Annotated in this window: 20 protein-coding genes, 2 tRNA genes and 1 pseudogene; 19 read left to right on the top strand and 4 right to left on the bottom strand. The window is 66.7% G+C overall.

Annotation, left to right across the window (positions count from 1 at the left end):
• The first annotated feature begins 5 nt into the window (after positions 1-5).
• The 11 genes from trbE to HUW53_RS17165 all read left to right on the top strand — a co-directional run bounded on the left by trbE (position 6) and on the right by HUW53_RS17165 (position 10,772).
• Positions 6-2,444 (top strand): conjugal transfer protein TrbE, encoded by a 2,439-nt coding sequence (gene trbE, locus HUW53_RS17215; protein WP_237346991.1) that lies wholly within the window; start codon positions 6-8, stop codon positions 2,442-2,444.
• Positions 2,441-3,205, top strand: a complete 765-nt coding sequence (gene trbJ, locus HUW53_RS17210; protein ID WP_237346990.1) for a P-type conjugative transfer protein TrbJ — start codon at positions 2,441-2,443, stop codon at positions 3,203-3,205. Before trbE ends, trbJ begins: the two co-directional genes overlap by 4 nt.
• Before the next feature lie 14 nt (positions 3,206-3,219).
• Complete coding sequence (gene trbK-alt, locus HUW53_RS17205) at positions 3,220-3,612, top strand: putative entry exclusion protein TrbK-alt (protein WP_237346989.1); 393 nt, start codon at positions 3,220-3,222, stop codon at positions 3,610-3,612.
• Between the two features lies 1 nt (position 3,613).
• Positions 3,614-4,987: a P-type conjugative transfer protein TrbL gene (gene trbL, locus HUW53_RS17200; protein ID WP_237346988.1), complete on the top strand. Its 1,374-nt coding sequence runs from the start codon at positions 3,614-3,616 to the stop codon at positions 4,985-4,987.
• Positions 4,987-5,670: a conjugal transfer protein TrbF gene (gene trbF, locus HUW53_RS17195; protein WP_237346987.1), complete on the top strand. Its 684-nt coding sequence runs from the start codon at positions 4,987-4,989 to the stop codon at positions 5,668-5,670. The genes trbL and trbF overlap by 1 nt, the downstream gene beginning before the upstream one ends.
• The gene (trbG, locus tag HUW53_RS17190; RefSeq protein ID WP_237346986.1) at positions 5,667-6,719 is read left to right on the top strand and encodes a P-type conjugative transfer protein TrbG; all 1,053 of its coding nucleotides are present in this window, start codon (positions 5,667-5,669) and stop codon (positions 6,717-6,719) included. The genes trbF and trbG overlap by 4 nt, the downstream gene beginning before the upstream one ends.
• Complete coding sequence (locus HUW53_RS17185; RefSeq protein ID WP_237346985.1) at positions 6,716-7,954, top strand: TraB/TrbI/VirB10 family type IV secretion system protein; 1,239 nt, start codon at positions 6,716-6,718, stop codon at positions 7,952-7,954. Before trbG ends, HUW53_RS17185 begins: the two co-directional genes overlap by 4 nt.
• Positions 7,951-8,193 (top strand): DUF2274 domain-containing protein, encoded by a 243-nt coding sequence (locus HUW53_RS17180; RefSeq protein WP_237346984.1) that lies wholly within the window; start codon positions 7,951-7,953, stop codon positions 8,191-8,193. Before HUW53_RS17185 ends, HUW53_RS17180 begins: the two co-directional genes overlap by 4 nt.
• A 128-nt stretch (positions 8,194-8,321) precedes the next feature.
• On the top strand, positions 8,322-8,591 hold the full coding sequence (locus HUW53_RS17175) for a hypothetical protein (RefSeq protein ID WP_237346983.1): 270 nt from the start codon (positions 8,322-8,324) through the stop codon (positions 8,589-8,591).
• Positions 8,592-8,722: 131 nt separating this feature from the next.
• Positions 8,723-9,124, top strand: a complete 402-nt coding sequence (locus tag HUW53_RS17170; protein WP_237346982.1) for an HVO_A0114 family putative DNA-binding protein — start codon at positions 8,723-8,725, stop codon at positions 9,122-9,124.
• A complete protein-coding gene (locus HUW53_RS17165; protein ID WP_237346981.1) occupies positions 9,117-10,772 on the top strand; it encodes a recombinase family protein in 1,656 nt (551 codons plus the stop codon). Before HUW53_RS17170 ends, HUW53_RS17165 begins: the two co-directional genes overlap by 8 nt.
• Here HUW53_RS17165 and HUW53_RS17160 read toward each other — a convergent pair.
• Positions 10,734-10,823, bottom strand: a tRNA-Ser gene (locus tag HUW53_RS17160). The genes HUW53_RS17165 and HUW53_RS17160 overlap by 39 nt on opposite strands.
• A gap of 520 nt (positions 10,824-11,343) precedes the next feature.
• Between HUW53_RS17160 and HUW53_RS17155 the strand changes: the two are divergent.
• Positions 11,344-11,640 (top strand): annotated as a pseudogene (locus HUW53_RS17155) (integrase core domain-containing protein); the annotation flags it as partial.
• On the opposite strand, the gene HUW53_RS22130 reads toward HUW53_RS17155, so the two are convergent.
• Both HUW53_RS22130 and HUW53_RS22125 read right to left on the bottom strand, forming a co-directional pair.
• Positions 11,635-11,808, bottom strand: coding sequence for a hypothetical protein (locus HUW53_RS22130; protein ID WP_370877858.1), 174 nt, complete (start codon positions 11,806-11,808; stop codon positions 11,635-11,637). The pseudogene HUW53_RS17155 and the gene HUW53_RS22130 overlap by 6 nt on opposite strands.
• Positions 11,801-12,487, bottom strand: a complete 687-nt coding sequence (locus HUW53_RS22125) for a hypothetical protein (RefSeq protein WP_370877859.1) — start codon at positions 12,485-12,487, stop codon at positions 11,801-11,803. Before HUW53_RS22125 ends, HUW53_RS22130 begins: the two co-directional genes overlap by 8 nt.
• A 119-nt stretch (positions 12,488-12,606) precedes the next feature.
• Here HUW53_RS22125 and cas7e point away from each other — a divergent pair, with 119 nt between their 5' ends.
• Genes cas7e through cas2e form a run of 5 tightly spaced genes read left to right on the top strand, consistent with a single transcriptional unit; the run spans position 12,607 to position 16,481 of the window.
• Positions 12,607-13,728 carry a type I-E CRISPR-associated protein Cas7/Cse4/CasC gene (gene cas7e, locus HUW53_RS17140; RefSeq protein ID WP_237346978.1) on the top strand — a complete coding sequence of 374 codons (1,122 nt, stop codon included), beginning with the start codon at positions 12,607-12,609 and terminating at the stop codon, positions 13,726-13,728.
• Positions 13,728-14,432 (top strand): type I-E CRISPR-associated protein Cas5/CasD, encoded by a 705-nt coding sequence (cas5e, locus tag HUW53_RS17135; protein ID WP_237346977.1) that lies wholly within the window; start codon positions 13,728-13,730, stop codon positions 14,430-14,432. Before cas7e ends, cas5e begins: the two co-directional genes overlap by 1 nt.
• On the top strand, positions 14,429-15,172 hold the full coding sequence (locus HUW53_RS17130) for a type I-E CRISPR-associated protein Cas6/Cse3/CasE (protein WP_237346976.1): 744 nt from the start codon (positions 14,429-14,431) through the stop codon (positions 15,170-15,172). The genes cas5e and HUW53_RS17130 overlap by 4 nt, the downstream gene beginning before the upstream one ends.
• Entirely contained in the window at positions 15,173-16,174 is a 1,002-nt protein-coding gene (cas1e, locus tag HUW53_RS17125) for a type I-E CRISPR-associated endonuclease Cas1e (RefSeq protein WP_237346975.1), read from the top strand.
• Between the two features lie 7 nt (positions 16,175-16,181).
• On the top strand, positions 16,182-16,481 hold the full coding sequence (gene cas2e / locus HUW53_RS17120; RefSeq protein ID WP_237346974.1) for a type I-E CRISPR-associated endoribonuclease Cas2e: 300 nt from the start codon (positions 16,182-16,184) through the stop codon (positions 16,479-16,481).
• A gap of 477 nt (positions 16,482-16,958) precedes the next feature.
• Here cas2e and HUW53_RS17115 read toward each other — a convergent pair.
• Positions 16,959-17,034, bottom strand: a tRNA-Thr gene (locus HUW53_RS17115).
• 566 nt (positions 17,035-17,600) lie between these two features.
• On the opposite strand from HUW53_RS17115, the gene HUW53_RS17110 reads away from it, so the two are divergent.
• Together HUW53_RS17110 and HUW53_RS17105 are read left to right on the top strand one after the other, a co-directional pair.
• Positions 17,601-19,307 (top strand): helicase HerA-like domain-containing protein, encoded by a 1,707-nt coding sequence (locus tag HUW53_RS17110; protein WP_237346973.1) that lies wholly within the window; start codon positions 17,601-17,603, stop codon positions 19,305-19,307.
• Positions 19,308-19,502: 195 nt separating this feature from the next.
• Entirely contained in the window at positions 19,503-19,958 is a 456-nt protein-coding gene (locus HUW53_RS17105) for an ANTAR domain-containing protein (RefSeq protein ID WP_237346972.1), read from the top strand.
• Positions 19,959-20,135 lie beyond the last annotated feature (177 nt).

Genomic DNA, 20,135 nt, shown 5'->3' with positions numbered 1-20,135 from the left:
TATCCATGATGAACCTCGCTGAATACCGCAATCGCAACAGCCGTCTTGCCGACTTCCTGCCCTGGGCCGCGCTTGTCGGCTCCGGCACCGTGCTCAACAAGGACGGCAGTTTCCAGCGCTCGGCACGGTTTCGCGGTCCCGATCTGGATTCGGCCGTGCCCGCCGAACTGGTCGCCGTCGCCGGTCGCCTCAACAACGCCTTCCGCCGCCTTGGCTCCGGTTGGGCGATCTTTGTGGAAGCGCAGCGCCATCCAGCCGCGATCTACCCCGCCAGCACGTTTCCCGATGCGGCGTCCGCATTGGTCGATGCCGAGCGCAAGGCCGATTTCGAGGAAGCGGGCGCGCATTTCGAGTCCAGCTACTTCCTGACCTTCACCTATCTGCCGCCTGCTGAAGACGCCGCCCGTGCGGAAACCTGGCTCTACGAGGGACGCGAGAAGGCCGGCATCGATCCGAACGAGGTGTGCAACGCCTTCGCCGACCGAACCGACCGGCTGCTCCGCCTGATCGAAACCTTCATGCCGGAATGCCGCTGGCTCGATGACGGCGAGACGCTGACCTATCTGCATGGCTGCGTGTCAACGCACCGGCACCGTGTCCGCGTCCCCGAAACCCCGATCTATCTCGATGCGCTGCTCGCCGATCAGCCGCTGACCGGCGGGCTGGAGCCGCGCCTAGGCGATCAGCATCTGCGCGTGCTGACCATCACCGGATTTCCGACCGCGACAACACCGGGCCTGCTCGACGAACTGAACCGGCTCGCCTTTCCGTACCGTTGGGCCACCCGCGCCATCCTGCTCGACAAGACCGACGCGACCAAGCTGCTGACGAAGATCCGGCGGCAATGGTTCGCCAAGCGCAAGTCCATCGCCGCGATCCTCAAGGAGGTGATGACCAACGAGCAATCCGCGCTGGTGGACACGGATGCGTCGAACAAGGCAGCGGATGCCGATCTCGCGCTTCAGGAACTCGGCGCGGATTATGCGGGCATCGCCTATGTCACCGCCACCGTGACGGTGTGGGACGCCGATCCGCGCATCGCCGACGAGAAACTCCGCCTTGTGGAGAAGGTCATTCAGGGCCGCGACTTCACGGCGATGGCAGAGACGATCAACGCCGTGGATGCCTGGCTCGGATCGTTGCCGGGGCATGTCTATGCCAACGTCCGGCAGCCGCCGATCTCCACGCTCAATCTCGCCCACATGATTCCGCTTTCGGCGGTGTGGGCGGGGCCGGAACGGGACGAGCATTTTGCAGCGCCCCCACTGCTCTTCGGCAAGACCGAAGGCTCGACCCCGTTCCGGTTTTCCCTTCACGTCGGCGATGTCGGCCATACGCTTGTCGTCGGCCCGACCGGCGCGGGCAAGTCGGTGCTGCTGGCGCTCATGGCGCTTCAGTTCCGTCGCTACAGAGGCGCCCAGGTCTTCGCCTTCGACTTCGGCGGCTCGATCCGCGCCGCAGCACTCGCCATGCGGGGCAACTGGCACGATCTCGGCGGAGGGCTGACGGACGGCTCCGACACGTCCGTCAGCCTCCAGCCGCTCGCCCGCATTGAGGAGACGAGCGAACGCGCGTGGGCGGGTGACTGGATCGTCGCCATTCTCCTGCGCGAAGGCGTCACCATCACGCCGGAGGTGAAGGAGCACATCTGGACGGCGCTGACATCGCTGGCCTCCGCGCCCGTCGAAGAACGAACTATCACTGGCCTATGTGTGCTGCTCCAGTCGAACGACCTGAAGCAGGCGCTCCGGCCATATTGCGTTGGCGGCGCATGGGGCCGGTTGCTTGACGCCGAGAACGAACATCTCGGCACCGCGACCGTTCAGGCGTTCGAGACAGAAGGGCTGATCGGCACAGACGCCGCCCCCGCCGTGCTCGCCTATCTCTTCCATCGCATCGAAGACCGGCTCGACGGTTCACCAACCCTCATCATCGTCGATGAAGGCTGGCTGGCGCTCGACGACGAGGGCTTCGCCAGCCAGCTCCGCGAATGGCTGAAGACGCTGCGCAAGAAGAACGCATCCGTCATCTTCGCCACGCAATCCCTCAGCGACATCGATGGCAGCGTGATTGCGGCTGCGATCATCGAAAGCTGCCACACCCGGCTTCTGCTGCCGAACGAACGCGCGATCGAGCCGCAGATCACCACCATCTATCGCCGCTTCGGCCTCAACGATCGTCAGATCGAAATCCTCGCACGGGCCATGCCCAAGCGCGACTACTACTGCCAGTCCCGGCGCGGCAATCGCCTGTTCGATCTCGGTCTCAGCGAAGTGGCGCTGTCGCTCTGCGCCGCGTCCGGCAAATCCGATCAGACCGTCATCGCCCAACTCCTCGCCGAACACGGCCCGGAACGCTTCCTCGACGCCTGGCTGCGCCATCGCGGCGTCGATTGGGCCGCCGACCTCATCCCCGACCTCACCAACCTGGAGAAACTGCCATGAAACTGCGCCGTTCCCTTGGCGGCCGGATTGCTGCCGCGCTGCTCATCACCCCCGTCGCGCTCGCTCCGATGCTGACCGCGCCCGCACAGGCGCAATGGATCGTCTATGACCCCACGAACTATGTGCAGAATGTGCTGACGGCCGCCCGGAGCCTTCAACAGATCACCAACCAGATCACCTCGCTTCAGAACGAAGCGCAGATGCTGATCAATCAGGCCCGCAATCTGGCGAACCTGCCGATCTCGTCGCTCCAGCAGATTCAGCAGTCGGTCCAGCGCACCCAGCAATTGCTCAATCAGGCGCAGAACATCGCCTACGACGTTCAGAAGATCGACCAGATATTCCAGCAGAAATATGGGAGCGTTTCGCTTTCCGCGTCGGATCAGCAGCTTGTCTCCGATGCCCGCTCTCGCTGGCAGAACACGGTCGGCAGCCTTCAGGATGCGATGAAGGTGCAGGCTACCGTCGTCGGCAATATCGACACCAACCGCACGGAGATGTCGCGGCTGGTGGGTGCGAGCCAGGGCGCGACCGGCGCTCTTCAGGCGACACAGGCCGGCAACCAGCTTCTCGCGCTCCAGGCCCAGCAACTTGCCGATCTCACCGCCGTCGTCGCCGCCAACGGCCGGGCGCAGGCGCTGACCGATGCGGAAAGGGCGGCGGCGGCCGAACAGGGCCGCGAGCAGCGCCGCCGCTTCCTGACGCCGGGCGCGGGCTATCAGCCGGGCAATGCCCGGATGTTCCCGAACGGCGGCAATTGAGGGGAGCGACGCCGATGGACGGTAAGATGCTTGCCCGGATCGGCGCCGTCGTCTTCGTCGGCGTCGCCATCACCGCCACCGTGATCGAGTTCACGCGCCAGCCGGAACCGGCCGAGGTGCGTCCGCTCGCTCGCGAACGCAGCGATACCGGCGAACTGCGTCAGCGGCTCCGCCAGTGCCGGGACATGGGCGAGGCCGCTACGCGCGATCCCGCCTGCCTCAACGTATGGGCCGAGAACCGCGACCGCTTCCTGAAGCAGGGCGTACCGGCGCCGAATACGCCGGAGGCCCCGACGACATTGTGGCCATCGGCTCCGACCGAAGATCCGATTGTCAAGGAAATGCAGCCGGTCACACAGCCCGAGCCTGCAAGACCGCCCGTTTCTCCTGATGAGGGAGCGCGCTGACATGGGTGGCACCGGCGTCATTGACCATTTCCTCGAAGTCTTCACCAAATATATCGACGGTGGCTTCGGCTTGCTGTCGGGCGAGGTCGCCTTCATCGCCACGACGCTGATCGTCATCGACGTAGTGCTGGCGGCGCTGTTCTGGTCGTGGGGCGCCGATGACGACATCATCGCCCGGTTGGTCAAGAAGACGCTGTTCGTCGGCGTCTTCGCCTACATCATCGGCAACTGGAACAATCTCGCCCGCATCGTCTTCGAGAGCTTCGCCGGTCTCGGCTTGAAGGCGTCCGGCACCGGCTTTTCCGTCACCGATCTGCTTCGTCCCGGCAAGGTGGCGCAGACCGGCCTCGACGCCGGGCGGCCACTGCTCGATTCAATCTCCGACCTGATGGGCTGGGTCTCCTTCTTCGAGAATTTCATCCAGATCGCTTGCCTGCTGTTCGCCTGGGCGCTGATCCTGCTCGCCTTCTTCATTCTTGCCGTCCAGCTCTTCGTCACCCTCATCGAGTTCAAGCTGACGACGCTCGCCGGTTTCGTGCTGATCCCTTTCGGCCTGTTCGGCAAATCCGCTTTCATGGCGGAACGGGTGCTCGGCAACGTCATCTCATCGGGCATCAAGGTTCTGGTTCTGGCCGTCATCATAGGCATCGGCTCGACGCTGTTTTCCGAGTTCACCGCTGGTTTCGGCGGCGCGACACCGACGATCGACGACGCCATGGCGATCGTGCTCGCCGCGCTGTCACTGCTGGGCCTGGGCATCTTCGGTCCCGGCATCGCCAACGGTCTTGTCTCCGGCGGCCCGCAGCTCGGCGCGGGAGCAGCGGTTGGAACGGGCCTCGCCGCAGGCGGCATGGTCATGGCTGGCGGCGCTGCGCTTGGCGCTGCCGCTGGCGGAGCTGGTGCGCTTGCCGGAGGGGCTGCCGCTGCCGCCCGTGGCGGCGCGGCGCTCGCGGGGGGCGCCTCCACCGCCTACAGCCTCGGCGCTGCTGGCCAGACCGGCGCATCCGCCGTCGGCTCCGGTCTCGGCAATGTCGCCAGCGCCGGCACGCAAGCTGCCGTCTCCCCCTTGAAGCGCGCAGCGTCGAAAGCCGCCGACAGCATGAAGCAGAGCTATCAGGCTGGCGCTCGCGGTGCGTTCGAGGTGACGGGCGGTTCGTCTACCGCCGGCACCATCGGCGGTGAAGCAGCCGATAGCGGGGCGACGCCTGCCGCTTCCTCCTCGTCCGCCGCCGCTGACGGCCCGCCCGCCTGGGCCAAGCGCATGAAGCGCTCGCAGCAATTCTCGCACGGCGTTCAGGCCGCCGCCCATTCCGTGCGCAGCGGCGACAGCCACGGCGGCGGCTCCTCCATCAATCTCTCTGAAAGTGACCGTTGATGTTCAAAAGACCCGCCACCCATTACGGCAAATCCCCTCAGCCCGAGACGCCCTATCAACGAGCGGCGCAGGTCTGGGACGACCGCATCGGTTCCGCCCGCGTGCAGGCCCGGAACTGGCGCTTCATGGCCTTCGGCTCGCTCGCGCTGTCGGCGGGACTGTCCGCCGCGCTGGTCTGGCAATCGACCAGCGGGTCGATCGTCCCGTGGGTCGTGCAGGTCGACAAGCTCGGCCAGGCACAGGCCGTCGCCCCAGCCGTCGCCGATTATCGGCCGACCGATCCGCAGATCGCATTCCATCTGGCGCGGTTCATCGAACAGGTCCGCGCGATCCCGGCCGACGCCATCATCGTGCGACAGAACTGGCTTCGCGCCTATGAGTTTACGACGCAAGCCGGCGCTCTGGCGCTCAACGACTATGCTCGCGCCAACGACCCGTTCACGAAGGTCGGCAAACAACAGATCGCGGTCGAAGTCTCCTCGGTCATCCGCGCATCGCCCGACAGCTTCCGCGTCGCCTGGATCGAGCGGCGCTATCAGGACGGCTCGCTCGTCTCGACCGAGCGCTGGTCCGCCATTCTCACCGTCGTCGTGCAGACCCCGCGCAACCCGGAGAAACTCCGGGCCAATCCGCTCGGCATCTACGTCAACGCCATCAACTGGTCGAAGGAGCTTGGACAATGATCCGGCCGTCTTATCCGACCGCCGGACATCCGGCGGCACGCAATCCCGTCTTTCCGGCTTTCCGTAAATCCGCTTTGCCGGTTCTCCTCATCTGCACCACGGCGCTCGCCGGCTGCGCCACGACGACCCCGCCGCCCGAGATCGCCTATGACGATGCCGCGCCCACCATGCAGACGGTCGATCCGCCTGCGCCGGTCACGGTGGTCGAGCTGCCGCGCCCGTTGCCGTTGCCCGGACAGATGAAACCCGTCGAGACCACGCGCCGCACGCCGGAGCCGGTCGATCCCACGGCCAGGGTCAATCAGGCAAACGCGCAGGCCCGCGTGCAGCCCGTCCGCGACGGCTTCATCAACTCCATGCAGGTCTATCCCTTCACGCAAGGGGCGCTCTATCAAGTCTATACCGCTGTCGGGCAGATCACCGACATCGCACTTCAGCCCGGCGAAACGCTGGTCGGTTCCGGCCCGGTCGCGGCCGGCGACACGGTGCGCTGGATCATCGGCGATACCGAAAGCGGCACGGGCGCTACCCGTCAGGTCCATATACTCGTCAAGCCGACGCGCACCGATCTGATGACCAATCTCGTCATCAACACCAATCTGCGCACATACCATATGGAACTGCGCTCGACCGAGCGCACCTATATGGCGTCGGTGTCCTGGCAGTATCCGCAGGACCAGCTCATCGCGCTCCGCAGGCAGAACTCCGAGGCGCAGGCTGTCCAGCCTATCGCCAGCGGTGTCGATCTCGCCAACGTCAACTTCCGCTATGAGATTTCCGGCGACCGTGCGCCATGGCGGCCGCTGCGTGCCTTCGACGACGGAAGGCAGGTCTTCATCGAGTTTCCCCGTGGCATCGGCCAGGGCGAGATGCCACCGCTCTTCGTTGTCGGGCCGGAGGGCAATACCTCGGAACTGGTGAACTATCGCGTGCGCGGCAACTACATGGTCGTGGACCGGCTCTTCGCCGCCGCCGAACTGCGCTTCGGAGCCGACCGCAACCAGAAGCGGGTCCGCATCTCCCGCACGGACGGGAGGCCCGCATCGTGAGCGAGGTCGACCCCGAAAAGGAAGAAGGGCGCAAGCCCGAGGCGCCAGAACCTTCCGATGATGCCCGGCCGCTGACCGGCGAGCCGGTTGCGCCCATGCGCCTGCGTCCCGAGCCGCCGCGCGTCACCCGCCTGTCGCGCAAGGTGCTTGCCGGTCTGGGTCTTGTCGCCAGTCTCGGCGTTGGAGGCGCGTTGATCTACGCGCTCCAGACCTCGCACGGCGGCCACCAGAACGAGGAACTGCTTTCGACCGACAACCGGGCGACGCCCGACGGCCTCAACAGCCTGCCGCGCGACTATACCGGGCCGGTGCTCGGCCCGCCGCTTCCCGGCGATCTCGGCCGACCTATCCTTGACGCGCAAAACCGGGGACAGCCCGTCACGCCGCCCGCGATTACTGCACAGCCCGGCCTCAGCGCCGAGGAGCAGCGCCGCTTGCAGGAACTGGAGGCGGCGCGGACCGCGCGGCTGTTCGCCTCGACGGAAACCCGCAATGCCGCGCCTGCCGCAACGGTGACGGCAGATGCCGCGGCAGCGGCACCGAACCTTGCCAGCCTTGGCCTTGCGCCGCAGCCGGCCACGCCCTCGGCGCAGGACCGCCAGCTTGCCTTCCTCAACCAGACGCCTGACAGGCGCACGGTCTCATCCGATCGCGTCGCCGCGCCCGCTTCGCCGAATGTGCTTCAGGCCGGCGCGGTGATTTCCGCCGCGCTCATCACCGGCATCCGTTCCGATCTTCCCGGCCAGATCACCGCGCAGGTGACGGAGAACATCTACGACAGCCCGACCGGGCGCATCCTCCTGATCCCACAGGGCACCCGTATCATCGGTCAGTATGACAACGGCGTCGGCTTCGGCCAGCGCCGCATCCTGCTCGTCTGGAACCGCCTGATCTTCCCGAACGGCCGCTCGATCGTGCTGGAGCGCCAACCGGGGGCGGACGCGCAAGGTTTTGCCGGACTGGAGGATGGCGTCGATTACCACTGGTGGGATCTCGCCAAGGCCGCCGCGCTTTCGACGCTGCTCGGCATCGGCACGGAACTCGCCACCGACGACAATGATCGCCTGGTGCGGGCGATCCGCGACGGAGCGCAGGACACCATCAATCAGGCAGGACAGCAGATCGTCCAACGCCAGTTGCAGATCGCGCCGACGCTGACCATCCGGCCGGGCTTCCCCGTCCGCGTCATCGTCACCCGCGACCTTGTGCTTGAACCCTATGGAGCGACGCCATGACCAAGCTGAAGCTCGGCCCGATCGCAGACGACAAGCCCATCAAGGTCACGTTGGAGCTGCCCGCCAGCTTGCACCGCGACCTGACCGCCTATGCCGAAATCCTCGGCCGTGAGGCAGGTCACGCCCCGTCCGATCCCGTCCGCCTGATCATCCCCATGCTGGAACGCTTCATCGCCACCGATCGAGGCTTCGCCAAGGCGCGGCGTGGGACGCCATCGTCCGGCATTCCTATCGCATGACGCGATCAAGGTATCGCACAATCTCGACTTCACGCGGTCGCCAAACCCCGCAGGATGATGGGGCGGCGCAGTGCCGCGTATTCCGATCGGGGAACCCAGGACTGCATATCCAACCGGACGGTGAGTTCATGTCTCGACGCCAAGCCACCAAGACCCGGCGTCGGTCTCGTGCCGCCTCCGGCAGCCTGCCCGGCGACCTCTACGACTATATCGATGAGGATATGCCGACATCTCCCGAAGCGCCGGTCGCGAAAGGACGTGGCACGGAGCCCTCGCTCGATCACTGGACCGTCTCCGACGATTGGCCCGAGCGCGTGCCCGTAACCGAAGTCGAAATCGACCTGTTCGAGGCGTGGTTCGGCGACATTATTGACGAACTGTTCGGCAAGCCCGGCTGATCCGGTTCGATCGCGCAGAGCGAATTTCCTTGAAATAGTTATATTACTATGATAACTATATTGGCGAATATCAGCTTCGCCGCCTGATGTCCTTTGTCGGTCGGCGAGTGCCCCTACGGAGGCTGCGCGCCATGACCACGCTGAAGATCGGCATTGCCGATACAGAGGAAATGAAGGCCCTCACGCTGCGCATCGCGCGCGGGGAGGAACAGCCGTCGCCCGACGATCCCAAAGTCTGGTTCATATCGACGGAATCCTTCTCCAAGGTCTTGTCGGCACCCAACCGCGAAATGTTGCGCCTGATCGCGGAACAGGAGCCGGAATCGCTCGATGCGCTGGCGGAACTGACCGGCCGCGCGAAATCCAACCTCTCACGCACGCTCAAAGCGATGGTCGGTTACGGCCTCATCCGCATGGAGCGCAGCGGCAAGAAACTCGCCCCCAAGCTCGTCCATGATCGCGTCGTGCTGGAACTGGCGCTTGCCAATCCACGGCGTAAAGCCTCACGCCCGAAGGAGACCGCCGATGAATAAAGAATCTCCATTGGTCGCCACCCGTGCCGCCCTTTACCTGCGCGTTTCCACCGCGCGGCAGGCCGAGCATGACGTGTCGATTCCCGACCAGAAGAGGCAGGGCGAAACCTATTGTATCTCGCGCGGATACCAACTCGTTGAAACCTTCGTCGAGCCGGGCGCGACCGCGACCAACGATCGCCGCCCGGCCTTCCAGCAGATGATCGAAGCCGGCACTTCCAAGCCTGCTCCCTTCGATGTCGTCGTGGTCCATAGCTTCTCGCGCTTTTTTCGCGATCATTTCGAGCTGGAGTTCTACGTCCGCAAGCTGGCGAAGAACGGCGTCAAGCTGGTCTCGATCACGCAGGAGATCGGCGACGATCCGATGCACGTCATGATGCGCCAGATCATGGCGCTGTTCGACGAGTATCAGTCGAAGGAGAACGCCAAGCACGTCATGCGCGCCCTGAAAGAGAATGCCCGACAGGGCTTCTGGAACGGCGCTCTGCCGCCGATCGGCTATCGCATCATCGCGGCCGAGCAGCGCGGCACCAAGACCAAAAAGAAGCTGGAGATCGACCCGTTACACGCCGACACGGTGCGGCTGATCTACCGGCTCGCCCTTCAGGGGGAAGGCGGTTCCGGCCCGATGGGCGTCAAGGCGATCGTCAACCACCTCAATCGCAACCGCATCTTCACCCGTGACGGCGGGCGTTGGGGCATCGGCCAGCTTCACCGCATCCTGACCCGACGCACCTATATCGGCGAGCACGAGTTCAACAAGCGCTCCAAGTCCAAGGTGCTGAAGCCGGTCAGCGAAATCGTCGTCGTCCCGGTGCCGCGCTTGATCGATCAGGAGACGTTTGATGCCGTGCAGGAGCATTTGCGGGTCCGCAACTCCAAGGTCACGCCGCCGCGTGTCGTCAGCGGACCGACCCTGCTGACAGGCATCTGCTTCTGTGAGAAGTGCGGTGGAGCCATGACACTCCGCACCGGCAAGGGCGGGCGCTATCGCTACTATACTTGCTCGATCAAGGCCCGTCAGGGCGAGACCGGCTGCTCCGGCCGCTCGATCCCGATGCCGCAGCTCGACGCCATCGTCTGCGACCATATTGAGAACCGGCTCCTCCAGCCCGAGCGGCTGGAGGAGATCCTGGCCTCGATCCTCGATCGACGCGAGGAGCGGGCGGATCGGCGCAGGGAGCATATCGCCGAGTTGAACCGACGCGCGGCCGAGACCGAGCTTCGCCTGAAACGCCTCTACGAGGCCATCGAAGCGGGCGTGGCCGATCTGGACGATCCGGCCTTGAAGGAGCGCGTCGTCGCCCTCCGGGCGCTCCGCGACCAAGCGCAAGTCGATTCCGAGCGAGCACAAGCCATGCTCGAAAGCTCCGGCAGCATGGCGGTGACGCCGGCCGTTTTACGAAAGTTCGCCACGACCGCTCGGCGTCGGCTCAGGCAGGAGGGCTGCGGCTACCGGCGGGATCATCTGCGCGCTTTTGCCCAGCGTGTCGAAGTCGGAGAAGGGCATGTTCGCATCATGGGATCGAAGGGCGAACTGCTGCGCGCCCTTACTTCGGTCTCTAGCGGGAAATCGGCGGGAATCGGCGTGCCCACTTTGGGACTGAAATGGCGGAAGGGGTGGGATTCGAACCCACGGTGGGTTTGAACCCACGCCGGTTTTCAAGACCGGTGCCTTAAACCACTCGGCCACCCTTCCGCGACCCGCTGGAGCGTCTTCATCGGGGAAAATGCGACGGGGCCATCCGCGCGCGCCCGCCGAAGCGGGCGCTGCATGCTCATAGCAATGCCGGGCGGCCGCGTCGAGGGTTCCTCTGCACATCTCGGGCGGGCGCCGCGCCGCATCTCCACCAAGTCTTTAGTCGCGACCTTTGGTGGATTGGATCAAGCGTGAATCGTTCGGGCTGATTACCCAGCATTTGAAGCTGAATTTGTTTGGGGGAGGCCCTTGAGGGTCTCTAGGTGTTTAGTCCCAGAGTATGATGGCGTAGGTTTATGCCCGACAGATGGGAAACGAGGTGGTGATGATGGGCGAGGTGGATGCTCCCATCTTCATTGCCAGCCGCCACTGAGGTGCCTTCCGCACCTGCTGCAAGCTGTAGGTTATTCTCGAGCGACCCGATTCGCCGGCGGAAGACACCTTACCCAGGAGGTGGGGACATGCTCTGAGGCGGCAAGAACGTGGAAGCGCCCTACCCTTTGCTCCCACGGCCCCTTCCCGAGTCCGCGCCGAGCAAGGCATCGAACATCGCCTGACCAAGCCCTACCATCCCTGGACCAATGGGCAGGCCGAACGCATGGTGCGCACCATCAAGGAAGCGACCGTCCGCGCCTTCCTTTACGCATCGTTGACCGACCTGAGACGCCATGTCCGCGACTGGCTGCTGGCCGACAACTACGCCAAGCAACTCAAGGCGCTGCGCTTCAAAACACCGTTCGAAGCCATCCGGCAGATCGCCGCACAAAAGCCCGAACTCTTCGTTCGCAAGCCAAACCATGACATGCTGGGACTAAACACCCAGAAGCACGGCCGCGCCGATGAGGTGGCTGGGCAGCACCAGCCGGTCGATGCCCCGCGCACTCGGGAAGGGACCGCGGAGCGGGGCGGCAAAGTGGATTTCCCGGTCGGACAGGCCAAGCCGGGTGCCGATGATCTCGTCCCTCTCCACCTTGAAGTCATGCACGGCCTTGCGCCAGTCGACGGTGGCCAGGGCGGCGGCGCTCCTGCGGGCGAAAAGGCGTCCGATGCCGCCGGCCTCCACGGCGGTCCAGCGGGGGGCGCCACGGCACAATTGGTGGAGCAGCGCGGCCAGGGCCTCCGGATGGGTGCCCTCTTCCACCAGCCGGCGATTGTCGCTCGGAATGTTCCAGTGCACGCCCGCGCCGATCAGGCGGCGGGTGGCGGCAAATGGACAACAGGTTTTCATAGACGAAGCCGCCGAGGCCGTGTGGTCCCACGCGTTGCCGGCCGTTTGCGTTACTCACCGCCGCGAGCGAGGCCTCGAAGCTGTCCGGAACCAGCACGATCGCCCGCGCGGCGGTGAAGGGCGAGGGGCGGGAGCGCTCGTGGCGATGGAGGCGGCCGAGGCGCTGGAGCAGAACATCGATCGGCGCGAGATCGGTGATCAGAAGGTCGGCGTCGATGTCGAGGCTTTGCTCCAGCGTCTGTGTGCCCACGAGGATCACGGGGCCGTCCGGGCGCTCCCGCCCAATGGCGTTCTCCACGGCCCGGTCGAGAAGCCGCCGGTCGCCGGCGCTGAAGCGACCATGGTGGAGGGTCGAGAGACCGTCGACGCGGAACAGGGCCGGATCATGCCCCGCCAGCTCCTCAATGGCCGCTTGAGTTGCAACCGCATCGCGCACCAGATTGCGGTTCGCCTCGCCATCGCCAGGGACTATTGGCGCACCCTCGACAAGGCCGGCCGCCAAAGCGGTGAAACCGATTCCGCCACCCCCGTGATGCCCGACCCGGAGACCGATTGATGGCCACCCCGCGCTTTATTCAGATCCACGCTTTGGTGAGCCATTCGGCCGCGCTGCTCAACCGGGACGATTCCGGCTTCGCCAAGCGCCTGCCGTTCGGCGACGGGGTCCGCACGCGCATTTCCTCCCAATGCCTCAAGCGCCACTGGCGTACGGCTGAGGACGCCTTCGGCCTCGACAAGATCGGGCCGGAGCTGGCGGTGCGCTCGCGCCGTCTGCCGGAGGAACGCATCCTGCCGGCGCTCGCCGGCATCGGCACCGAGGAGACCCGCAAGGCGGCCGTGGAGGCCATCGCGGTTGCGCTCTACAGCAAGAATGCGGTGAAGGACCCCTCCACCCGTCAGGCCCTGCTGATCGGCGAGCCGGAGATCGCCTATCTTGTCTCGAAGGCGAAGGACGCCGCCGCCGAGCCGGACGCCAAGGCGGCCGGCGCCTTCATCGAGAAGCTGTTCAAGAAGGAGGAGAAGGCCAATCTCTCGGCGTTGCTGAAGGCCAAGGGGCCGCTCAACGCCGGGCTCGAGGCCGCCCTGTTCGGCCGCATGATCACCTCCGATCCCGATGCCAACACCGATGCCGCCATCCATGTGGCGCACGCCTTCACGGTGCATCGCGAGCAGGCGGAAACCGACTATTTCACGGTGGTGGACGATCTGGAGACCGGCACCGGCGCCGGCGGCATCTTCGATACCGAGATCAATGCCGGCCTGTTCTACGTCTATGTGGTGGTGGACGTGCCATTACTGATCGCCAATCTTGGCGCCGACGCGCCGCTCGCCGCCAAGGTGGTGGAACATCTTATTCACCTGATCGCCACCGTTTCCCCCGGCGCCAAGAAGGGGTCCACCGCGCCCTATGCCTATGCCGATCTCGTGCTGGTGGAGAGCGGGGCGCGCCAGCCGCGCAGCCTCGCCAATGCGTTCCGCACCGCGGTCGCGCCCACCGTGGCGGCGGCGGGAACCGCGCTTGCCGTCCATCTGGCGAAGCTCGACGGCATGTATGGCCCCGGTGAGACGCGCCGCCTCGCCGCCCTTGATCCCCTCGATGTTCCGGCGGCGCAGGGGTCGCTGACGCTCGCCGCGCTGGCCCAGGCGGTGGCGGCCGATATTGCGGACGCCGGCTGATGCCCTGTTGCCTGATCCTGGTGCTGGAGGGGCCGCTGGTGGCCTTCGGCGCGGAAATGGTGGATGCGCGCGGCCCGGTGCGCGACTGGCCGGGCGCCTCCCTCCTCACCGGCCTGCTCGCCAATGCGCTGGGCTGGACCCGCGGCATGGGCGACGCCCATGACCGGCTCCAGGCCCGGCTGGACTTCGCCGTTGCCCTCGACCGGCCGGGCACGCCGGTACGGGATTTCCAGACCGCCGCGCTCGGCCACGGCGACACCGGCTGGACCACCTTCGGCGTGCCCGAGGGCCGCGCCGGCGGGGCTGGGACCTACGACAGCCCGCACATCCGCGAGCGCGACTATCGCGCCGATGCCAGCGTGCGGGTCGCGCTCATGCTGCGGGAGGCGGCGGAGCCGCCCACGCTGGATGATCTTGCGGCGGCGCTGACGGCGCCGGCCCGACCGCTGTTCCTGGGCCGCAAGCCCTGCCTGCCGTCGCGCCCGGTGTTCGAGGCCGTCGTGGAGGCTCCGGGCGTGGTGGAGGCGCTGGCGGGGGGCGCCGACGACACGCCCCTGGTGATGCTGGACCGTCCCGGTCTGCCCGATCACCTGGAGCGGCTGCATGTGACCGACCAGCGCAATTTCCGCTCCGGCGTGCATGGCGGCGAGCGGGTGTTCCGCCGGGGGCGATGGACGCCTCTCGCGACCGGAGGCGTGTCATGAGCCTCCATCTCCTGCGGTTCGATCCTGATCTGCTGCGGTGTCAGACCTGGTTTCGGCAGGAACACCTGCTCAATCGCGACGTGGAGGATGAGGGCTATGCCTGGCATGCCCTGCTGACCGCCGCCTTCGGCCGCGATCTGGCGCCGAAGCCGTTCCGCGTGCTCGGCCGGCGCGGGCGGCCGCCGCAGCTTCTCGCCTATAGCGCCCATGATGGCGCCACCCTCGCCGCCCATGCGGATGCCTTTTGCGATCCGCTGGCCCATCAGGCGCTCAACATCGCCACGCTGGCCGGAAAGCCGATGCCGGCCTTCGCCGCCGGGCGGCGGCTCGGCTTCGAGGTGCGGGTGCGCCCGGTGGTGCGCACCGATGGCCCAGGTGGACGCGACAGCGTTGCCGAGCGCGATGCCTATGTGGCGGCGTGCGCCCGGGCGGGGGCGGGGCCGCGCCCCGATCCGGCCGACGTATTCGCGGACTGGACCCAAGCCCGCCTCGCCGCCGGGGGGGCCGAGGTCGCGGCCATCCGGCTTGATGCCATCGCCGGCGACAAGGTGCTGCGCCGGGGCGCGCCGGGATCCGGCGGGGGCCGCCCGCTGGTGGCCATCAGCGGGCATTCTGCCGTGCTGGTGGGCACGCTGAGCGTGCGGGACGCGGAGGCCTTCGGCGTCCTTCTGGCGCGAGGCGTGGGCCGGCATCGGGCGTTCGGCTACGGCATGCTGCTGCTTTCACCGCCGGAGGCCTGAATGCTGCCTGGACGCCTGGGGCTGGAAACAGCGCGGCTACCCCATTCGGACCGCCACGGTCTGGTCAGCCTCGACCGGGGACGGCTGACCGTGGAAGAGGGCTGCCTGACATTCGAGTGCGCGGGCGGCGGCGCGACGCCGGCGGGTCGCTTCGGCTTGCCGCACCAGTCCGTTTCGCTGATCCTGCTGGGACCGGGCTCCAGCGTCAGCCATGACGCGCTGCGCCTGCTGGCGCGCCATGGGGTGGGGCTGGTGGCGATCGGCGAAGATGGCGTGCGATTCTACACCGCCCAGCCGCTCCTGCCGGACTTCTCCCATTTGGCGCGCGCCCAGGCCCGGTTCTGGGCGGACGAGGGGCGCGGCCGGCTGATGGTGGCGCGCCGCATGTATGCGCTACGCCTGGGCGAGGTGCTGCCCCATCGCGACATCGCGGTGCTGCGCGGCATCGAGGGCGCCCGCATGAAGGAGACCTACCGGATCGCGGCGGAGCGGGCGGGCATCCGCTGGGCCGGCCGGCGCTATGACCGGGCGAACCCGATGGCGGCCGACGCGCCGAACCAGGCGCTGAACCATGCCGCGAGCGCGGTGGAGGGCGCGGCGGCGGTGGCGGTGGCGGCCACCGCCACCATTCCCCAGCTCGGCTTTATCCACGAGGATTCCGGGCAGAGCTTCATCCTCGATATCGCGGATCTGGTCCGTGACAGGGTGACGATCCCCTGCGCGTTCAAGGCGGCGGCGCTGGCGCAGAAGCGGCCGGGCGAAAACCTGGAGCGCCTGGCGCGGCGCATGACCGGGGAGCGGCTGCGGCGCGACGGGGTGATTTCCACCCTTATCGACCACATCAAGGTGCTGTTGGCCAAACCCTCCGCGGAGGAGGCCGCCCGCCCGGCCGCGCGCCGGCCCGCCCAGGACAAGGAGGCGGAGGGACAGCGGGAGACGGGAACCGGGGCGGCGGGAGAAGCTGACGCGGGACAAGCGGAGGCGAGAGAAGCGGAGAATTGAAATGCCCATGACGGTCGTGATCACCCGGGACGTGCCGGGCCGCACGCGGGGCTTCCTGGCCTCCATCATGCCGGAGCCGGCGCCGGGCGTCTATGCGGCGGCGGATCTGTCGAAGGCGGTGCGGGAGCGACTGTGGGCGGTGGTGGCGGATTGGCACGGAGCGACCGCGCAAGGGTCCGTGGTGCAGGGGTCCGTGGTGATGATTTGGCGCGACGACAAGCAACCCGGCGGCCTTGGTCTTGCGACCCTCGGCACCCCGCCGCGACGACTGGCGGACCTTGACGGGGTGCTGGTTTCCGTGTGGTAGGGCAATCCGCCACATTTCAGCTTTTTGATAACGCTGGATAATCAACCTCTTAAAGCCAAGAGGCTCCCCCGCCCACGCGGGGATGGACCCGCATCCCGCTCACCTCTCAGGACGTAGCTCGGGGCTCCCCCGCCTACGCGGGGATGGACCCGGATGAGTCGGCCGGCTTTCCTCCGCCCACGCGGCTCCCCCGCCTACGCGGGGATGGACTCCGCACCGCCATGCGCATCGCGATCCACGGGCGGGCCGGCATTGCGTCGTGTGCGGGTACCGCTCTTGGTCCTGAGAAGCGTGCCCATGCGCTATATGGCAGCGTCACATGCAGAAATAAATACCACCACGCCAAGCCCGCTTCCGCTGCGAGCGCGTGGGGTGATTCCACCCGACCGAGGGTTCGCGCCGACTTGGCACGGTAACATAATGCTGACTTGGTGTCTTTCAGATTCTTCCGAAAAACCGCTAAACTTTTGATTTTAATGGTGCCGCGGAAGAGATTCGAACTCCCGACCCACGCATTACGAATGCGTTGCTCTACCAGCTGAGCTACCGCGGCACGTCCTCCTCATACGAACTGCGTGGCGCCTTTTCAAGGGTGCGCATCGCGAAATGGACGATGCAGCCCTGCCGTCCACATCCTGCATGGGCGCCGCGCGGCCATCGGGGCCGGCTCCGAACGTGAAGGCTCGGGCCGCCTCTGCCACCTGGCGCAAGCCGGCTATGGTGCGCACCAGATGGTCGGCGGCCGCATCCCGCGGTCCCGCGCGCATGGGCCACGGTCTCTCGGACCGCCTCCGGCACCTGCGACAGGGTGAGGCCAAGGACATGGCGGGCCGCCACCAAGTCCAGATCGCGGCGCGACGCCAGGGGGCGGCAAGGGCGTCCCTGGAACCTTCCTCCGACGAACACTGGCCGCCGCAATCCATGGGACCGCCCCGGCTTGCCCACCGGCCTGGCCACGCGCAAAGGACTTTCGGCATCGACGGCGCGCCTCGCGAACCCGATTGCCCCGCTAGCCCCCCTTGCCCGCGTGAGGGAACTTGCCCGCGTGAGGGAAACCGCGCGACAACAGGCCCTCTCCCTCCCCGCGCCGGCCGGGGCCGCTTCAAGAAGGATGTTGCGATGACGCCCCAAGCCCCCGCATCGACCCCCGACGTGGACGGCAAGATCTTCCTTGGAAAGGTGCTGCCGGCGCAGCCGGCGCCATCGGGCGCCGCCGCGAAGTCCGTCAGAACCACGAAGGGCGCCGGGGTGTCCACGAAGGGCCCGGCGCCCCTCGCGGTGGATGCGGGCGAATACCTCACGCTGCGCCTCGCCAATCGCCACGGCCTTGTCACCGGCGCCACCGGCACCGGCAAGACGGTGACGCTACAGGTGCTGGCGGAAGGATTCTCGCGCGCCGGGGTGCCGGTGTTCGCGGCCGACATCAAGGGCGACCTCTCGGGCATCGCCGCGCCGGGCGAGGCCAAGGACTTCCTGGTGTCGCGGGCAACCGAGGTGGGCATCACCTATGTTCCCGACAGCTTCCCGGTGATTTTCTGGGACCTGTTCGGCGAACAAGGTCATCCGGTGCGGGCCACGGTTTCGGAAATGGGGCCGCTGCTGCTCGCCCGCCTCATGAACCTGAACGACACCCAGGAGGGCGTGCTCAACATCGTCTTCCGGGTGGCCGACGAGCAGGGCCTGTTGCTGCTCGATCTGAAGGACCTGCGGGCGATGCTCGCCCATGTGGCGGAAAACGCGGCCGCCCTCACCACGCAATACGGCAATGTCTCCACCCAGAGCGTGGGCGCCATCCAGCGCCAGTTGCTGATGCTGGAGAACCAGGGCGCCGACAAGTTCTTCGGCGAACCAGCCCTCGACATCCGCGACATCATGCGGGTGGATCGCTCAGGTTACGGCATCATCTCGGTACTCGCCGCCGACAAGCTGATGGGCGCACCGCGGCTTTATGCCTGCTTCCTGCTCTGGCTGCTCGCCGAACTGTTCGAGCAGTTGCCGGAGGTGGGCGATCCGGACAAGCCAAAGCTCGTGTTTTTCTTCGATGAGGCACATCTGCTGTTCGACGAGGCGCCCAAGATCCTGCTGGAGAAGGTGGAACAGGTGGTCCGCCTGATCCGCTCCAAGGGCGTCGGGGTGTATTTCGTGACCCAGAACCCCCTTGACGTGCCCGAGAGCGTGCTCGCGCAGCTCGGCAACCGGGTGCAACATGCCCTGCGCGCCTTCACGCCGCGCGACCAGAAAGCGGTGAAGGCCGCCGCCGAAACCTTCCGCCCCAATCCCAGTCTTGATACCGCCCAAGTCATCATGGAACTCGGCAAGGGCGAGGCCCTGATCTCCACGCTGGAGGGCAACGGCGTCCCCTCCATGGTGGAACGCACGCTTATCCGGCCCCCGGCCGCGCGGATTGGGCCGCTTTCGCCGCCCGAGCGCGCCGCGGTGACGGCGAAGAGCCCGGTGGGCCACATCTACGACGCGGCGGTGGATCGAGAGTCCGCGTTCGAACGCCTGCAGGACCAGCAACAAGGCGCCCCGCCCCAGGATGGGAACGCGCCCGCATCGCCGGGCGGAGGCGGCCTGCTGGATTCCGTGCTCGGCACCATCTTCGGACGGCCCGACATCAACCCGGGCCCAGCCCCGGGCCCCAGCGGCCGGCAAACAGACCCCGCCAAGACAAGCCGCACCAGCGTGCCGAAAAGCGGCACCTCCAGCCGCGCCAGCACCCGCATGTCCACTACGGAACTGGTGGTGCGCCAGTTGGCCCGCTCGGTGGGCACCCAGCTCGGTCGCGCCATCGTGCGGGGGATCCTCGGCAGCATCCGCCGGTAGCGCGGTCCAGCCGCTGGGGCCAGGAAGCGGCCAAAAAGTGACGCCCGACCCAGGTAGGGAACTGTTGCCTGCGGGGAATACAACGGGTATGGTTAAAGTTACCAATGAGATTGCGGGGTCTCATTGGTTGATTTGCTCAAGCGCGCGCTTCGTCTTGGTCCAGCAGGATGAACGCGACGAGAAATGGAGCGCCTCATGAAGGTGTTACCTACAGCCCGCATTCTCATCATCGATTCCCAGTCAGAGCGTCGGGAGATCCTCCGCGACGCGCTCACCGCGTTCGGCGTCGGCGGCATCCACGAAGCGGCTGACCTCGCTGCAGCTCCTTCGCCGGTCCAGGCCGACATCCTGGTGGTGTATGCGGACGATCCGGAAAACGTCCCGGAAAATCCGTATCGCGACGGAGCGGGTGCGCCGGCCATCCTGGTGGTGGATGCACCGGTGCCGGTGCTGGTTCGCGCTGCGGCGCGAGGCGGCTACGATGCGGCCCTGGGCGCGCCTTTGGCGCCTCGCCTCCTCTATCGCCGCATCGGTTCGGTGCTGCAACGCGCGCGGCGCGTGGTCCGGATCGGCGCCCTGACGGCGCCGGTCGCCGTGGAACAACTGCCGGTGGAGGCGGTCCGCGAGGAGGTCCTTTCCCCCAGCCATTGACGGCGTCGACGCCCCCGCCCCGCTCCATAGGATAAACGCCTGGGAGCGGGGTATTTTGCGTGGTGCCAAGTCGTCGCACGGGTCGCGTGATCGCGCCCTTGGAACGCGCGCCATGGCGTGACGAAGCTTCTGGTGCAGGCTCCGCCCGGCACAGCAAGCCGCTTCAGCACACGAGCC

The sequence above is a fragment of the Xanthobacter agilis genome (assembly GCF_021730435.1).
Taxonomy (GTDB): Bacteria; Pseudomonadota; Alphaproteobacteria; order Rhizobiales; family Xanthobacteraceae; genus Xanthobacter; species Xanthobacter agilis.
The sequence above is the reverse complement of the archived record's forward strand: the minus strand, read 5'-3'. Positions and strand labels throughout refer to the sequence as shown.

Bases quoted from the DNA above. Each gene is read 5' to 3' on its own strand.
- trbG (WP_237346986.1), top strand. From the start codon at position 5,667: ATGATCCGGCCGTCTTATCCGACCGCCGGACATCCGGCGGCACGCAAT.
- trbK-alt (WP_237346989.1), top strand. From the start codon at position 3,220: ATGGACGGTAAGATGCTTGCCCGGATCGGCGCCGTCGTCTTCGTCGGC.
- cas2e (WP_237346974.1), top strand. From the start codon at position 16,182: ATGACGGTCGTGATCACCCGGGACGTGCCGGGCCGCACGCGGGGCTTC.
- HUW53_RS17130 (WP_237346976.1), top strand. From the start codon at position 14,429: ATGAGCCTCCATCTCCTGCGGTTCGATCCTGATCTGCTGCGGTGTCAG.
- cas5e (WP_237346977.1), top strand. From the start codon at position 13,728: ATGCCCTGTTGCCTGATCCTGGTGCTGGAGGGGCCGCTGGTGGCCTTC.
- HUW53_RS17175 (WP_237346983.1), top strand. From the start codon at position 8,322: ATGTCTCGACGCCAAGCCACCAAGACCCGGCGTCGGTCTCGTGCCGCC.
- trbJ (WP_237346990.1), top strand. From the start codon at position 2,441: ATGAAACTGCGCCGTTCCCTTGGCGGCCGGATTGCTGCCGCGCTGCTC.
- trbL (WP_237346988.1), top strand. From the start codon at position 3,614: ATGGGTGGCACCGGCGTCATTGACCATTTCCTCGAAGTCTTCACCAAA.
- trbF (WP_237346987.1), top strand. From the start codon at position 4,987: ATGTTCAAAAGACCCGCCACCCATTACGGCAAATCCCCTCAGCCCGAG.
- HUW53_RS17180 (WP_237346984.1), top strand. From the start codon at position 7,951: ATGACCAAGCTGAAGCTCGGCCCGATCGCAGACGACAAGCCCATCAAG.
- trbE (WP_237346991.1), top strand. From the start codon at position 6: ATGATGAACCTCGCTGAATACCGCAATCGCAACAGCCGTCTTGCCGAC.
- HUW53_RS17165 (WP_237346981.1), top strand. From the start codon at position 9,117: ATGAATAAAGAATCTCCATTGGTCGCCACCCGTGCCGCCCTTTACCTG.
- HUW53_RS17170 (WP_237346982.1), top strand. From the start codon at position 8,723: ATGACCACGCTGAAGATCGGCATTGCCGATACAGAGGAAATGAAGGCC.
- cas7e (WP_237346978.1), top strand. From the start codon at position 12,607: ATGGCCACCCCGCGCTTTATTCAGATCCACGCTTTGGTGAGCCATTCG.
- cas1e (WP_237346975.1), top strand. From the start codon at position 15,173: ATGCTGCCTGGACGCCTGGGGCTGGAAACAGCGCGGCTACCCCATTCG.
- HUW53_RS17105 (WP_237346972.1), top strand. From the start codon at position 19,503: ATGAAGGTGTTACCTACAGCCCGCATTCTCATCATCGATTCCCAGTCA.
- HUW53_RS17110 (WP_237346973.1), top strand. From the start codon at position 17,601: ATGACGCCCCAAGCCCCCGCATCGACCCCCGACGTGGACGGCAAGATC.